The following is a 13,886-nucleotide window of genomic DNA, read 5'->3' on the forward strand; positions in this document are numbered from 1 at the left end:
GAAACTTGTTTATTCAAACCTTAATGATTCTATAGGGTCTAATCTAGATGCTTTTCTTGCTGGATAATATCCTGAAACTACACCAACACCTACACAGACAAAAATTGAGATTGTTATCCACATCCATGGTAAAACAAAACTCTCAGATTCTAAAAATACTGCTATAATATTCCCAATGCCTGCACCTAAAAATGCACCCACTGCTCCGCCTATCAAACAAATAAAAATAGCTTCTAATAAAAACTGTTGGCGAATAGCTGTTGGAGTTGCACCCATCGCCTTTCTAATACCTATTTCTCTGGTTCTTTCAGTTACAGAAACCATCATTATATTCATCAAGCCAATTGATGCTCCTAATAGTGTTACAATCGCAATAGCCAAGCCGCCAATTCTTAAAATAAAAGTCATCTGATCAAATTCACTATTTAAAGAATCATTCCTTTTTATTTCAAAAGAATCAGGCTTACCTAACTGGTCTTGGCGAATAATTCTTAAAATACCCCTAGCCTCACTCATTGCATAGTCTAAACCTCTTGGATCTGTTATATTAATTGTAGCTGTGTAATTTAATAATTGTTGGGCGGCAAACTTATTTGCATTTAGTAGAGGAATAAAAACTTGCCTATCAGCATCTCCTTCCCCAATTCCTCCTTTTTCTTCTAAAACACCTATTACTCTATATTTTTTTCCTTTAAAGCCTATAGACTTTTCTATAGGATCTTCGTTCTTATCAAATAATTTTAACCGAACATCTTTGGCAATAATTGCTACATTCTGACCTTGAGATAATTCTATAGACGAAAAGGATCGTCCATCTTTTAAAGTATAACCATTATTTGACAAGTACATGTCATCAATACCTACAACACCGTAATTTGGTGTAGTTTTCTTAGATAATCTTTTAATTTCCAAAGAACTAGAGATTGGCGTCTGAACACTAATTTTTCCCTCTACAGGTAATAATTTCTTAAACTTACGCAGTTGCTCGTAAGTAATTGTATTCTTTTTAGATACTTTCCTACCAAACTTACCTCTTCTACGTGTTAAATCTGTAATTGTGAAATTACTTACACCTAGATCATCCATTCCAGAATTAATAGAATCCTGAACAGCATCTATGGCAGTCATTATTCCTACTAATGCCATAATACCGATAGCAATCATTGCAGAAGTTAGAAAAGACCGAAGTTTATTTGCTTTCACAGAGGTAATTGCCTCTATTATATATGTTATTAAGTACATAAGCTAAATATCAATTCTTAGTATAGTACAATTGTTTATTATCAGTAATTTTTTAATAAAGTTATAAACATTACAATGTAATATTTTCTCAATTTAATTACTTTTTAGAGTATTTATCCTCTCTAAACAATTGTAACTTAAATATAGTTTAAAAGTTCATACAATTACGTTTACTTTCCTGTTAAACCAAATTGCCATGTCTTTTACCCCTATTAACAACAGATAATAACCTATACTTTATGAAATACATTATCTCATTTTACTTCCTAATTTTAACACAGTTGACTTGCTACGGCAACTATATTCTTGTTCCAATGGACAAAGAACAAAACAACCATCTGAAAGCGTATGGTGTTACGTTCTGGGTATTGGAGCAAGAAATAGAAGCTGAGTGGCTCTTAAACTACCGTGGTGGAAGTTTTATGTTTGAAAATGTGGCTCATTTTGAACAAGAGCTTGTTATCCGAGGAATTGACTATTCGATACTCTCTAATGCACAAGCATTACAAATAAAAGAAGAAATTGCTCACCCAGAGTCTAATATGGATATCATGAGATTAGATGCGGTACCACGTATTGCTGTTTACTCTCCTCCATCAAAACAACCTTGGGATGATGCTGTAACATTAGTATTAACCTACGCAGAAATACCCTATGATGTGATTTTCGATGATGAAGTGATGGCCGACCTCTTACCAAAGTATGATTGGCTTCACTTACATCACGAAGATTTTACTGGACAGTACGGAAAATTTTATGCTACCTATGGTAGAGAAGCATGGTATATAGAAGCTCAAAATCAATTTGAAGAATCTGCTAGAAAGCATGGTTTTGATAAAGTGTCTCATTTAAAAACAGGTGTAGTTAAAAAAATAAGAGATTTTTGTGCTGGCGGTGGCTTCTTATTTGCCATGTGTTCTGCTACAGATACTTATGATATAGCATTAGCAGCAGAAGGAATTGATATTATAGATTATATGTATGATGGAGATGGTGTTGACCCCGACGTTCATGAAAAATTGAATTATCAGAACACTTTCGCATTTAAAGATTTTAAATTAAAGCTTGATCCTTATCAATATGAATACTCAGAAATTGATAACCAATCTTATGAAAGAGGATTAAGAGAAGAAAATGATTTCTTCGAATTGTTTGCCTTTTCAGCAAAATGGGACCCTGTTCCTACAATGCTAACACAAAATCATCAAAGACAAATTAAAGGGTTTATGGGGCAAACAACAGCTTTTAAAAAACACTTAATAAAGAGTGATGTAATTATTCTTGGTGATTGTAATTCTGCTAAAGAAGCTAGGTACATTCACGGTACTTTCGGTAAAGGTACTTGGACATTCTTTGGAGGTCATGACCCTGAAGATTACAGACACTTTGTTGGTGAGGAACCTACTGACTTGAATCTGCACCCAAGTTCTCCTGGCTACCGATTAATACTAAATAATATTTTATTTCCGGCAGCTAAGAAGAAAAAACAAAAAACGTGATACCATTTAACACGATTCATTTAAGGGTTAGAATTTCGGTTCTAACCCTTTATTTTTTATATTAGGTATATACATTAAGTGTATTTGATAAAATGAGTAAATATTTATACTCATAATTATTTCTTTAGTATTGATTTAATCATACTAATTAGTATTCACCAACCGTTTTTAATTTGGAATTACTGCTCACACTTTTCTTATCTGTATTTAAAATATACATTGTCTTAGGAGTACTTTATAGTATTTATTTCTTCATTTGGGGAGCAAAGAAAATCGATCCATTAGTTGCTTCCACAAACAAATCAACAAGGATATTATTTATACCTGCAACTATAATTTTATGGCCTTTACTAATCAGTAAAATTAAAAATGACATCAACTCTTAGACATAATCATTTAATTGTTTGGATAGCCATTCTTTTCCTTATTCCTATAGGGATTTATTTATCTTCAAGCACATCCGTTTCTTATTTATCTGCTATTACAATTACACAGCCTCTAGAGCACCCTGTAACATTTACTATGGACAATGGGCAGTTACATGTTCATGTTATTCAGTCTTATAAAGCTCCTTCTGCTTTATTATATATTATAAACACAAATAATCAGAGGGTCTTTTTAGGTGAAATAAGTAGTAGAAATAGATATCATTTTTCGTTACCAAAGAATGCTAATTCAATTTTAGTAATTAACGGTATTAATAAAAAAACACTCTTCGAATCTAAATTATAAGCGCTACAATGTCACATGATTATCAAGCAGTACTTTGGAATCCTCAGAAGAAAAAATATGATCAATTTATCGTTCTAGGAATTATAATTTACTTAATGTCCTTTGCTGGTTTAACTTTACTTTTTGATAGTAATACCTCATTAGAAACATTAATTATTAGAGCATTTGGTTCTTTAGCAATCATCTTATTACAACTAATTCTTAGTATCGGTCCTCTTACAAGAATTAATAAAGGTTTTATGCCTTTACTATACAACAGAAGGCACCTTGGCGTTAGTATGTTTTTAATAGCAACTGTACACGGAGTGTTTTCATTAATACAGTTTCATGCTTTAGGTGATACTTCTATCATTGATTCCCTTTTTAAAGCCAATCAAAATTATAATTCAGTTGGCGATTTTCCATTCCAAACATTAGGCTTCTTTGCCTTAATTATTCTTTTTACAATGGCTGCAACTAGTCATGATTTTTGGAATGCCAACCTTGGTCCTAGAGTTTGGAAAATAATTCACATGTTCGTTTACCTCGCCTACCTTCTCATTGTATTTCATGTTTTACTAGGAGCTTACCAACAACATCATGCAAACTATCTTTTATTTATTGTATGTGTTGGAAGTCTATGGCTAGTTAGTATTCATCTTTATACTGGCTTTTCCGAAGCACAAAGAGATAAAACTTCTAATGCTAAATTGGGTAAAATTCAAAACGATGGCTTCTTGTGGGCTTGTACAATAGAAGACATTAATGATAACTGTGCTAAGGTTATTCAACTAGGTACTGAACGTGTAGCTGTTTTTAAATACGACAATAAAATTGCTGCAGTATCAAATGTCTGTGAACATCAAAATGGCCCTTTAGGAGAAGGAAAAGTAATTGATGGCTGTATTACTTGTCCATGGCATGGATATCAATACAAGCCAGAAGATGGACAATCTCCACCTCCTTTTACAGAGAAAATTCATACATATAAAGTTCGATTAGAAAAGAATAATGTCTACGTTGACCCAACACCTCTTCCTAAAGGTACACCTACTTCACCTGCTATAATTTCTGTTTAATTATGAAAGATTTCTACATCGGTTACATCAATAAATTACCCAAAAGGTATAAAATAGCATTAAGTATAGGCTTACCTATTTTTTTGATAACACTTATATTCGCAAGTATTATTTTTAGCACAGAACAAGAACAATTTCAAAATGGCACATTCGAACTTTCTAAGGAAACAACAATAGAAGGTATGCTCTTTCAGAAGCCTGTTCCTATGCTTAAAATTGAGGTAGAAAAAGGTTATTTTAAAGATATACTTTTAGTTGATAAAGGTAAGTTTGGTGCTGAAAATAGAATAGCTCATTTACCAAAAAAAGAAGGGTTGCCTGTTAAAATAAAAGGCCATTTGATTTATTATAATGGACATTCTGTTTTAGAAATTGAAGAAATAAATGCACTCGAAAGCAAGCTTAATTTCCATGCTTTCAATAACTATCTTGAAGGAATTCATAATACAATAATTGGAGAAATTGTAGATCCTAAATGTTATTTCGGTATCATGAAACCTGGTTTTGGTAAGATTCACAGATCATGTGCTATACGATGTATTTCTGGAGGTATACCTGCCGTTTTAGTTCATAGAAATAATGATGGTCTAGAAAGTTATTACATCATAACGAGGAAAGATGGTACAAAAGACAACAGCGATTTATTTGATCTAATAGGAAAGACTGTTCAGATTCATGCTAAAATAAAAAAAGGTAAAGACTGGAATTTCTTAGAATTAGATGATAGATCAAAAAAATTAATTATAAATGAACAAGGCTATTCTTATTACCCTATTACAACTACATTACCAACAGAAACTGTTGTCTGTAAACATTAGAAATAATTCAAACCACATAAAAAAGTCCTGCTCAGTATACTGAACAGGACTTTTTAAGTTTAAAGCTAACTCTGTTTTATAAAACACAGATAACTTGATTTCTATATATTTTTACCAATCTGGCTTATTTCTATCGTTCTTATTCGATTTCTTTTTCTTCTGTTGGAAGTACTGCACTTCATTATTTTTAAGTGCATCTAAAATCATTTGAGCTTGGCTAGCAGGCATTTTTATTTCTTCCATACGCTCATTGAACTGTTGTTGTTCCTGTTCCTGTTCGCGTTGCTCTCGTTCCTCTTCCGTCTCTTCTCCTTGTTCGCCCTTTTGCTGATCCTGCTGTTCTTGATCTTGTTGCTCCTGATCTTGTTGATCTTCACCTTTCTGATCTTTATTTTGCTGATCCTGTTGGTCCTGTTGATCTTGCTTATCTTGTTGCTCCTGATCTTGGTCCTCTTTCTCCTGATCTTCCTTATTTTGATCTTTTTCCTGATCTTTATCCTGCTTGTCTTTATCTTGATCTTTTTGATCTTTATTATCGTCTTTATTTTCTTGATCTTGTTGATCCTGCTCATTTTTTTGCTTTAAAAGCATTTCATAATCATAACGAGCAGCTAAATTCTTAGGATCGTGTTTCATTGCTGCCTTTAAGAAAGCAAGAGCAGGTTTTATTTCCTTTGCCTGTGCTTTAATTACACCCAATTGTTGGTTAGCAATTGAGGCAATTTTCTTATTTGCAGAATTTTGAATACTTGCATAGCGCTTTGTTGCATTTTCAGCATCTTCAGATAAAAAGTAGGCATGCCCAAGATCAAGCATTGCTGCATCATCTTGAATACTCATTGAATCTAAAAGGTAAGTATATTCTTCTATTGCGGTTTTATAATCTTCCGCTTTAAAGGCAGATTCAGCTGTAGACTTACGTGCGTTAGCCTTGGCAATCTTCCCTATTCCATTGTTATCAGAATATATATTTAATACGATAAGTAGTGATAAAATCGTATACATAAAGTGTATGTGTTAAAAAATCTTATAGAAATATCCTTTAATACCGAAAGACGTAAAAAACCCGCTCAAAGAGCATTTTTTACGTCTTTCATGAATGATTCATCTATTCTAACTGATTCTTAGCAAACAATCAAGTTTTTTAAACAATCTCGCCATATAAATCAAATGGTTCTGCACTAGTAATCTTGACATTTGCAAAATCACCTAAACGAACATGATTCTTTTCTTCCACAGGTACTAACACTTCGTTATCTACCTCAGGAGAATCATATTCTGTTCTTCCTACAAAATAACCACCTTCAATTTTATCAAATAAAACACGGAATACTTTGCCTACTTTTTCTTGATTAAGCTCAGCAGAAATTTCTTCCTGAATTTGCATAATCTCATCAGCTCTTTCCTGTTTAACATCTTCTGGAATAGTATCTTCCATGTCATCTCCAGCATGTGTATCTTCTTCATGAGAATAAGTAAATACACCAACACGTTCAAAACGCATACGCTCAACAAAGTCTAACATTTCCTCAAACTCTTCTTCTGTTTCACCTGGGTGACCAGTAATTAAAGTTGTACGGATAGCAATGTTAGGAATCTCAGCACGGATATCGTTAATCAATTGCTCTTGTTTTTCTCTAGATGTACCTCTACGCATACGTTTCAACATTTCTGTAGAACCGTGTTGTAATGGAATATCAAGGTAATTAGCAATATTATCACGTTCTTTCATTACATCAATTACATCCATTGGGAAGCCCGTTGGGTAAGCATAATGCAAACGTATCCACTCTAAACCTTCAACATCTGATAAAGCTCTAAGTAAATCTGCTAAACGTCTCTTTTTATAAATATCAAGACCATAATATGTTAAGTCTTGTGCAATAAGAAGTATCTCTTTTACCCCTTTAGCAACCATGTCTTCAGCTTGTTTTACCAAATCTTCTATTGGAGTAGAAACATGTTTCCCTCTCATTAAAGGAATTGCACAGAAAGAACAAGGGCGGTCACAACCTTCTGCAATCTTAAGGTATCCAAAGTGTTTGTCTGTAGTAAGAAGACGCTCACCTAATAATTCTTTTTTATAATCTGCGTTTAAAGCTCTCAACAAGTTTGGCACTTCTCTAGTACCAAAGAATGCATCAACTTCAGGAATCTCGTTTACTAAATCTTCTTTATATCTTTCTGATAAACAACCAGAAACATATACTTTATCAATTAAACCTTCTTTTTTAGCATCTGCATAACGAAGAATCGTTTCAATAGATTCCGTTTTAGCATGCCCAATAAATCCACAAGTGTTGATTAATACTATATTAAACTTATCATCTTCAGCTTCATGAACTACTTCAATGCCATTACCTTTTAACTGTGTCATAATTACCTCAGAGTCTACAATGTTCTTAGAACAACCGAGTGTAATAATATTGACTTTATTTTCTTTAAGTGTCTTGGTTTTCAAGAGATTACTTGTTTCGTGATTTTACTTTACTTCGAACTGCAAAAGTATTGCTTTCCTTTGTGGTTAGCAACCAAAACTTTAAAGAGATGTAAATCATTTGGTAACCTTAAGAAAAAAAGATGTAAAACTCCTCAATTAGTAAGATTTGAGAGGGAAGATCTAATAAAAAATAGATATTTTTGTAAATTAAAGTATTAACTCATGATTCGAAATGACTATTTATTTAAATAGTCTATTATTCCATATATAATATGAAGCTCTTCGAGCAAGATAATAACAAACGTGAAAAAAAAGAGCACATCTCAGAGGCTACCTTTATCCCTGTAATGACTCTTTCTGTAATCGCTATTACTTTCTTAGTAGGCATTTGGTCTATTAAAGAATTGAGCGATTATAAAACTGATGTCGAAAAATTAGAACATGAGTTCACAGAGAAACAAAAAAGTGTTACCATAAATGAAGTAGAAAATGCTTTCAAGTATATCAAGTACTTAGAAAATAACACTGAAAACACTTTAAAAAAGACATTAAAGAATAGAGTTGATGAGGCCTATCATATTGCTTCTAATATCTACGAAAGAAATAAGGGGAGATACAGTAAAAAACAGATTATTAATCTAATTAAAGATTCATTATACCCTATTCGTTTCAATTCAAATAGAGGATATTACTTTATTGATCATATTGATGGGTATTCTGTAATGAATGTAACAGATCCTAAAGCAGAAGGTAAAAGAATATTAGACTATCAAGATGCTAGAGGAAACTTTTTTATTAAAAAAGAATTTGAAATAGCCAAAACTAAAGGGGCTGGTTACTTTGAATATTATTGGCGTAAACCTGGACAAACAGATGCTACTCAATACCCAAAAACATCTTACTTAAGGTACTTTAAAGAGCTTGGATTAATTCTAGGAACAGGGGAATACATGGATAATGTTACCTATGATATGCAACTGAAAGCACTTGAAAGAATGTCTGCTATTCATTTTGGAGAAGATGGTTATTTATTTGTAAACAAAAGAGGTAATCCACTTTTAATGGGATGGAAATTTTTCCAAGAAGAAAAGAAAATTAGTGATAAACAGCTTAGGTCTTTACCTCTAACTACAGAAAAAGGGGATACTACTTACTTCCAAGATATACCATCACATTTAATGAATAAAAATCAGACTGGAGATTTTTATTATTATAATTATAAGAAGCCAACATCCAATGAGGTTACTAAGAAGTTTTCTTACATATTATATTTTAAAGAGTGGGACTGGACAATTGGTGCTGGAGTATATTTAGATGCTTTAGACGATCAAATTGCAGCCAAAAGATCTTTACTCATTAATGAACTTACCACAGAATTATTCCGAATTCTATCATTATCAACACTTCTTATCGCTATTCTTTGGTGGAGATTAAGAAAGGTGGCAACAGGTATTACAAACAATATCCAAGAGTTTGCTACTTTCTTTGATGACGCCTCTAAAGAACATGTGAAGATTAATAAAGATCGTTTAGCTTATGCCGAGTTTGATCATTTAGCCGGTTTAGCAAACAAAATGCTTGATGATAGAGAAACGGATAAGAAAAAAATTATTGAGGCTTATCACGAAATTCAGACCTCAGAAGAAGAGCTTAGACAACAATCTGAAAGTTTGCTTTACACTAATCAAAAATTAGAAGAAGCAATGCAAGAAGTTAAAGCTGCTCAGGTTCGTTTAATTAATTCTGAGAAAATGGCTTCTCTTGGTCAATTAACGGCCGGAATTGCACACGAAATTAATAATCCAATTAACTTTGTATCTTCAAATGTACAACCTCTTAAAGATGATATAGAAGATTTGCTGACGTTATTAAATAGCTGCAATGATCTTACTAAAGAATTTGAGAGTAAAGAAGCTTTTGATAAAAGGGTAAGTGAAATTAATTCTCTAGCCAATGAGATAGAGGTTGATGTAATTACCGAAGAAATTAAGCAATTACTAAATGGTATAGAAGAAGGTGCGTTACGAACAAAAGAAATTGTTCTTGGTTTACGTACTTTCTCTCGTTTAGATGAAGATACTTTTAAATACGCTAGTATTAACGAGGGTATAAATTCTACGCTTACAATCCTTAATAATAAAGCAAAAAAGAAAAACGCTATTATTAAAAGTGAGTTACAAGATAAATTACCTGATATAGAATGTTTACCTGGTCGAATTAATCAGGTTTTCATGAATATTATTAATAACGCAATTCAAGCTGTAGATCAAAATACAGGTTTAATTACTATAAAATCTAGTTACTTAGAAGGCGATGAACATATATCAATATCAATTAAAGATAATGGTGTAGGTATGCCGCAGGCAGTAATTGATAAGATATTCGAACCGTTCTTCACTACTAAAGATGTTGGTGAAGGAACTGGTTTAGGACTTTCTATTTCATACGGTATTATTCAGAAACATGGAGGTGAAATTATGGTTGCCAGTAAACCAAAAACCGAACAAAACCCTGAATCTTATACCGAATTTACTATACACCTACCAATTGTAGGCAAAAATGATTTAAAACACGATTATTAGATATATGAGCGATTATCATGTTCCCGTGATGCTTCACGAATGTGTAGAAGGACTAAATATTGATCCTACAAAAGTTTATGTTGATGTCACTTTCGGTGGAGGTGGCCACACAAGAGAAATATTAAAACACCTTACAACAGGTAAGCTTGTTGTATTTGATCAAGATCCTGACGCAAAGAAAAATGCTGATGAGATTAATGATGATCGTTTAATTTTCTGTGCAGCAAATTTTAGATATTTAAAGAGATATTTAAGATTACACGGCATAAAAGAAGTAGCCGGTATTTTAGGTGATTTAGGAATTTCTTCTCATCAAATTGATGAAACCTCTCGTGGTTTTTCTACAAGAGGAGATGCTCCTTTAGATATGCGAATGGCACAATCTGGAACTTTATCTGCTAAAACACTTATTAATGAGTACGAAGAAAGCAAGTTAAAGAGTATTTTCAGGTTGTATGGAGAATTAACGCATCCTCATAAAGCTGCTAGTTTAATTGTACAAGCAAGAGCAAGTGCTGAGATAGAAACTACAGTAGATTTAATGAATGTCTTAAGACCAATGGCACCTAGAGGTAAGGAAAATAGATTCTTTGCACAGGTATTTCAAGCAATTCGTATTGAAGTAAACGAAGAGCTAGAAACTTTAAAAGAAATGATTGAGCAAGGTACCGAAATTCTAGAAGTAGGCGGACACTTTGTTATCGAATCATACCATTCTTTGGAAGACAGATTAGTTAAAAACTTTTTCAAATCTGGAAACTTTGAAGGTACGCAAGAAAAAGACTTTTTTGGTAATTTAATCCGACCTCTTAAGCCTACAAAAAGCAAACCGATTACTGCTACTCCAGAAGAAATTGCACTCAATAGAAGGGCAAGAAGTGCCAAATTAAGAGTTGCGGTTAAACAACCCCCTCTTCCTAAGAAGTAGATTTAAAAATTTGACACAAAAAAACCGTTTGATTAACTCAAACGGTTTTTTTTTATGCTTATTACTAAGTAACTATTTTACTTTTGTAATTACAGCATCTGTAATATCATCTGCACCATCTTTGTAAAGTAACATCTCTACAGGTAATACATATTGGTATCCTTGTGCTTTTGCTACTTCTGCTAAAGCTACTTCAGCTCTTTTACGAAGTGGTGTAATTGCAGCATCCTGACGTTTAGCAAAGTTTTGCTGAGCAGTTTGTTGAAACTCTTGTAAGTTTCTTTGTAACAACTCTAACTCTTGTGCTTTTTGTTGAATGATTTCTGGTAACCAATTAGTTTGGTTTTGTTGGAAATCAGCATATTTAGATTGGAACTCTTGTTGTTGTTGTTGCATAGATGTATACAACTGATTTTGGTAGCTTTCCAATTCCTTCATTTTAGATTCAAATTCAGGAATAGCTCTAACAACACTATCAAGGTTTGCGTAAGCAAAGATTTTCGTTTGAGCAGAGCTTTCAGTAGCAAAACTCATTAATATAACCGCAAATAAAGATGCGAATAAAGCTTTTAATTTCATTGTTTCTTGTTTGTAAGTCAATAAATATCTTAGGTATTATTGCCCGTTCATTTTAGCAATAACTTTACCTGTAATGTCTTCACCGTTCGCATCAATTAAGTATGCTCCAATTCTTGCCATTACACCACGAGCAATTACAATTGTATAACCGCCTTCTTTAGCTACAATTGCTACTTGTCCCTCTAACTTTTTCATTAAAGGTTCCATAGCTTCAGCCTGTTTCTTGTTGATACCTTCCTGAGCACGTTGCTGTAAAGCTTGTATCTCTTGTTGTAACTCTTGTAACTCTTGTTCCTTTGATTGAATCTCCGCAGGGGCTAAAGTTGCTTGGCTTTGCGACAATTGCTGGTATTTCTCCTGCAATGTACGTTGTTTCATCTCGATCTGAGTTTTAAACTGTTTTGCATAAGATTCAATAATCTTTTGCTGAGTTTTAAACTCTGCCATAGAAGTAATCACACTATCTTCATTGATATAGGCTACTTTCTGTTGAGCCATTGCCACTGAAGATAGCATCATCAACGACCAAAGCGCGAATAACATTTTCTTCATTTGTGTAATTTAATTTCTCTGTTTATACGTAAATTTCTACTTGGAGAAAATTTTCAACTGCAAAAATATAAATTATCTTGGAGAATCCTCAGGATCGCCCTCATCAAGTTCGTCTAAAACGAAATCTGTGTAATTATATTTAGGATCTGAGTAGATTAAAGTGATATCTGATGCCTTATCGAAGATAAAATTCAACTTTTTTTGTCTAGCAACTGTTTGACAAGCTTTTGAAATTTTATCCTGAAGTGGTTTCATATATTCCATTCTCTTCGAATACAACAATCCTTCATACCCAAAATGATTGGTTTGAAACTCTCGCAAAGCCTGTTTTAATTCAGCAATGTTTTCTAGTTTCTCTGCTTTCATTTCTGGTGTAAGCAAGATTTCTTCATGAGAATAAGCTCTTTCAAGATCGGCAATTTCAGATTTCATATTGTCGAGTTCTTTTAACCACTTATCCGTCAATTTCTTTAATTTCCCTTCAGCCTCATTATACTCAGGTAATTGTTCAATTATTACCTGTGAATCAATATATCCAAACCTTTGAGCATTCACTAAAGGCAGATTAATGAGAAAGAATAGAGTAATCAAGAGGAAGTTCTTCATATTTCTCCAGTTTAATTATCCTTAAAGATGTTTATATTCTTTATTTTATCAAAGTATAGATTGCTCTTATCAAATGCGTCGTAGTTTCGTAAGTTTGCAACGAATGCGAGCTAAAACCTGCCCTAGATGAATATAAAGCGATATCTTCCGCATCTACAAGTGTTGCATCTAAGACACCCCAATCCTCCTTTACGACAACTTTTTTATCATTTGATAACATTCCGACCTTAGAAATTGAATTATTTTTAGGACATTCTATGATTAAACGTCCTCCTTCTTTCAGCCAAGAGTGTGCTTTTTTAATAACTAATTGTTGATCTTCTGGTTTTAATTCCAAAATTCCAGACCACATCCATAGAATTGTATCAATTGAATTTTCTTCCCATTCTAAATCACAAAGGTCTTCGTGTAGCACCTTTACTTGAGACGAGTAGTTTGATTTTAAAAGAGCTACTAAATCACTAACTCTTTCAACAGCAATTACATTTCCTTTAAAATTTTTATGAGATAATGCCTTTATAATTCTACCATATCCAGATCCAAACTCCATTAAAGTGGGTGAGTTATTAATAGAATCAAAAACTACGTCTAAATCTTCTCCGTTTGCTAACCCTATTTGGTTGGCAAAGTTTTGAAACGTATCGAGAGGCATATTTTCATAGAAAGCAGTATTACTATCTTTCACTTGTTTCATATAAATTATTTTAACACAGTAATAGCACTGCATTGAACACATTCATAACGGTTCAAAAATAATGCAAATTGTATCATCAAGTGTAAATATTACTAATTAGATAGTTTTAGTGTTAATAAAAGTAAGTTTTTAAAGGTGGTTTATAATTAAGTACTC

At 32.7% G+C, this 13,886-nt stretch carries 13 protein-coding genes; 6 read left to right on the plus strand and 7 right to left on the minus strand.

What is annotated here, in order from left to right:
* Nucleotides 1-9: 9 nt before the first annotated feature.
* Nucleotides 10-1,242, minus strand: coding sequence for an ABC transporter permease (locus EI427_RS12095; protein ID WP_126614967.1), 1,233 nt, complete (start codon nucleotides 1,240-1,242; stop codon nucleotides 10-12).
* A gap of 239 nt (nucleotides 1,243-1,481) precedes the next feature.
* On the opposite strand from EI427_RS12095, the gene EI427_RS12100 reads away from it, so the two are divergent.
* The 4 genes from EI427_RS12100 (at nucleotide 1,482) to EI427_RS12115 (ending at nucleotide 5,349) form a co-directional block, all read left to right on the plus strand.
* Nucleotides 1,482-2,741 (plus strand): asparagine synthetase B, encoded by a 1,260-nt coding sequence (locus EI427_RS12100; RefSeq protein WP_126614969.1) that lies wholly within the window; start codon nucleotides 1,482-1,484, stop codon nucleotides 2,739-2,741.
* Between the two features lie 369 nt (nucleotides 2,742-3,110).
* Nucleotides 3,111-3,473: a hypothetical protein gene (locus EI427_RS12105; protein WP_126614971.1), complete on the plus strand. Its 363-nt coding sequence runs from the start codon at nucleotides 3,111-3,113 to the stop codon at nucleotides 3,471-3,473.
* A gap of 8 nt (nucleotides 3,474-3,481) precedes the next feature.
* Nucleotides 3,482-4,531, plus strand: coding sequence for a ferric reductase-like transmembrane domain-containing protein (locus EI427_RS12110; protein WP_126614973.1), 1,050 nt, complete (start codon nucleotides 3,482-3,484; stop codon nucleotides 4,529-4,531).
* Between the two features lie 2 nt (nucleotides 4,532-4,533).
* Nucleotides 4,534-5,349: a hypothetical protein gene (locus tag EI427_RS12115; RefSeq protein ID WP_126614975.1), complete on the plus strand. Its 816-nt coding sequence runs from the start codon at nucleotides 4,534-4,536 to the stop codon at nucleotides 5,347-5,349.
* A 111-nt stretch (nucleotides 5,350-5,460) separates the two neighbouring features.
* Here the strand turns inward: EI427_RS12115 and EI427_RS12120 are convergent, their stop codons facing one another.
* Both EI427_RS12120 and rimO read right to left on the minus strand, forming a co-directional pair.
* Nucleotides 5,461-6,354: a tetratricopeptide repeat protein gene (locus EI427_RS12120; RefSeq protein WP_126614977.1), complete on the minus strand. Its 894-nt coding sequence runs from the start codon at nucleotides 6,352-6,354 to the stop codon at nucleotides 5,461-5,463.
* Nucleotides 6,355-6,493: 139 nt separating this feature from the next.
* The gene (rimO, locus tag EI427_RS12125) at nucleotides 6,494-7,810 is read right to left on the minus strand and encodes a 30S ribosomal protein S12 methylthiotransferase RimO (RefSeq protein ID WP_126614979.1); all 1,317 of its coding nucleotides are present in this window, start codon (nucleotides 7,808-7,810) and stop codon (nucleotides 6,494-6,496) included.
* 251 nt (nucleotides 7,811-8,061) lie between these two features.
* Between rimO and EI427_RS12130 the strand changes: the two genes are divergently transcribed.
* Nucleotides 8,062-10,371 (plus strand): sensor histidine kinase, encoded by a 2,310-nt coding sequence (locus tag EI427_RS12130; RefSeq protein WP_126614981.1) that lies wholly within the window; start codon nucleotides 8,062-8,064, stop codon nucleotides 10,369-10,371.
* A gap of 4 nt (nucleotides 10,372-10,375) precedes the next feature.
* Nucleotides 10,376-11,299 carry a 16S rRNA (cytosine(1402)-N(4))-methyltransferase RsmH gene (rsmH, locus tag EI427_RS12135; RefSeq protein ID WP_126614983.1) on the plus strand — a complete coding sequence of 308 codons (924 nt, stop codon included), beginning with the start codon at nucleotides 10,376-10,378 and terminating at the stop codon, nucleotides 11,297-11,299.
* A gap of 72 nt (nucleotides 11,300-11,371) precedes the next feature.
* Here rsmH and EI427_RS12140 read toward each other — a convergent pair whose 3' ends face one another.
* The 4 genes from EI427_RS12140 to EI427_RS12155 form a co-directional block, all read right to left on the minus strand.
* Nucleotides 11,372-11,878 carry an OmpH family outer membrane protein gene (locus EI427_RS12140; RefSeq protein ID WP_126614985.1) on the minus strand — a complete coding sequence of 169 codons (507 nt, stop codon included), beginning with the start codon at nucleotides 11,876-11,878 and terminating at the stop codon, nucleotides 11,372-11,374.
* A gap of 36 nt (nucleotides 11,879-11,914) precedes the next feature.
* Nucleotides 11,915-12,421, minus strand: coding sequence for an OmpH family outer membrane protein (locus tag EI427_RS12145; RefSeq protein ID WP_170178454.1), 507 nt, complete (start codon nucleotides 12,419-12,421; stop codon nucleotides 11,915-11,917).
* Nucleotides 12,422-12,502: 81 nt separating this feature from the next.
* Nucleotides 12,503-13,036: an OmpH family outer membrane protein gene (locus tag EI427_RS12150; RefSeq protein WP_126614989.1), complete on the minus strand. Its 534-nt coding sequence runs from the start codon at nucleotides 13,034-13,036 to the stop codon at nucleotides 12,503-12,505.
* Nucleotides 13,037-13,076: 40 nt separating this feature from the next.
* Complete coding sequence (locus EI427_RS12155; RefSeq protein WP_170178455.1) at nucleotides 13,077-13,730, minus strand: class I SAM-dependent methyltransferase; 654 nt, start codon at nucleotides 13,728-13,730, stop codon at nucleotides 13,077-13,079.
* Nucleotides 13,731-13,886 lie beyond the last annotated feature (156 nt).

This window comes from Flammeovirga pectinis (genome assembly GCF_003970675.1).
Classification (GTDB): Bacteria; Bacteroidota; Bacteroidia; order Cytophagales; family Flammeovirgaceae; genus Flammeovirga; species Flammeovirga pectinis.

Bases quoted from the DNA above. Each gene is read 5' to 3' on its own strand.
- rsmH (WP_126614983.1), top strand. From the start codon at position 10,376: ATGAGCGATTATCATGTTCCCGTGATGCTTCACGAATGTGTAGAAGGA.
- EI427_RS12110 (WP_126614973.1), top strand. From the start codon at position 3,482: ATGTCACATGATTATCAAGCAGTACTTTGGAATCCTCAGAAGAAAAAA.
- EI427_RS12130 (WP_126614981.1), top strand. From the start codon at position 8,062: ATGAAGCTCTTCGAGCAAGATAATAACAAACGTGAAAAAAAAGAGCAC.
- EI427_RS12150 (WP_126614989.1), bottom strand. From the start codon at position 13,036: ATGAAGAACTTCCTCTTGATTACTCTATTCTTTCTCATTAATCTGCCT.
- EI427_RS12115 (WP_126614975.1), top strand. From the start codon at position 4,534: ATGAAAGATTTCTACATCGGTTACATCAATAAATTACCCAAAAGGTAT.
- EI427_RS12140 (WP_126614985.1), bottom strand. From the start codon at position 11,878: ATGAAATTAAAAGCTTTATTCGCATCTTTATTTGCGGTTATATTAATG.
- EI427_RS12120 (WP_126614977.1), bottom strand. From the start codon at position 6,354: ATGTATACGATTTTATCACTACTTATCGTATTAAATATATATTCTGAT.
- EI427_RS12105 (WP_126614971.1), top strand. From the start codon at position 3,111: ATGACATCAACTCTTAGACATAATCATTTAATTGTTTGGATAGCCATT.
- EI427_RS12095 (WP_126614967.1), bottom strand. From the start codon at position 1,242: ATGTACTTAATAACATATATAATAGAGGCAATTACCTCTGTGAAAGCA.
- EI427_RS12100 (WP_126614969.1), top strand. From the start codon at position 1,482: ATGAAATACATTATCTCATTTTACTTCCTAATTTTAACACAGTTGACT.
- EI427_RS12155 (WP_170178455.1), bottom strand. From the start codon at position 13,730: ATGAAACAAGTGAAAGATAGTAATACTGCTTTCTATGAAAATATGCCT.
- EI427_RS12145 (WP_170178454.1), bottom strand. From the start codon at position 12,421: ATGTTATTCGCGCTTTGGTCGTTGATGATGCTATCTTCAGTGGCAATG.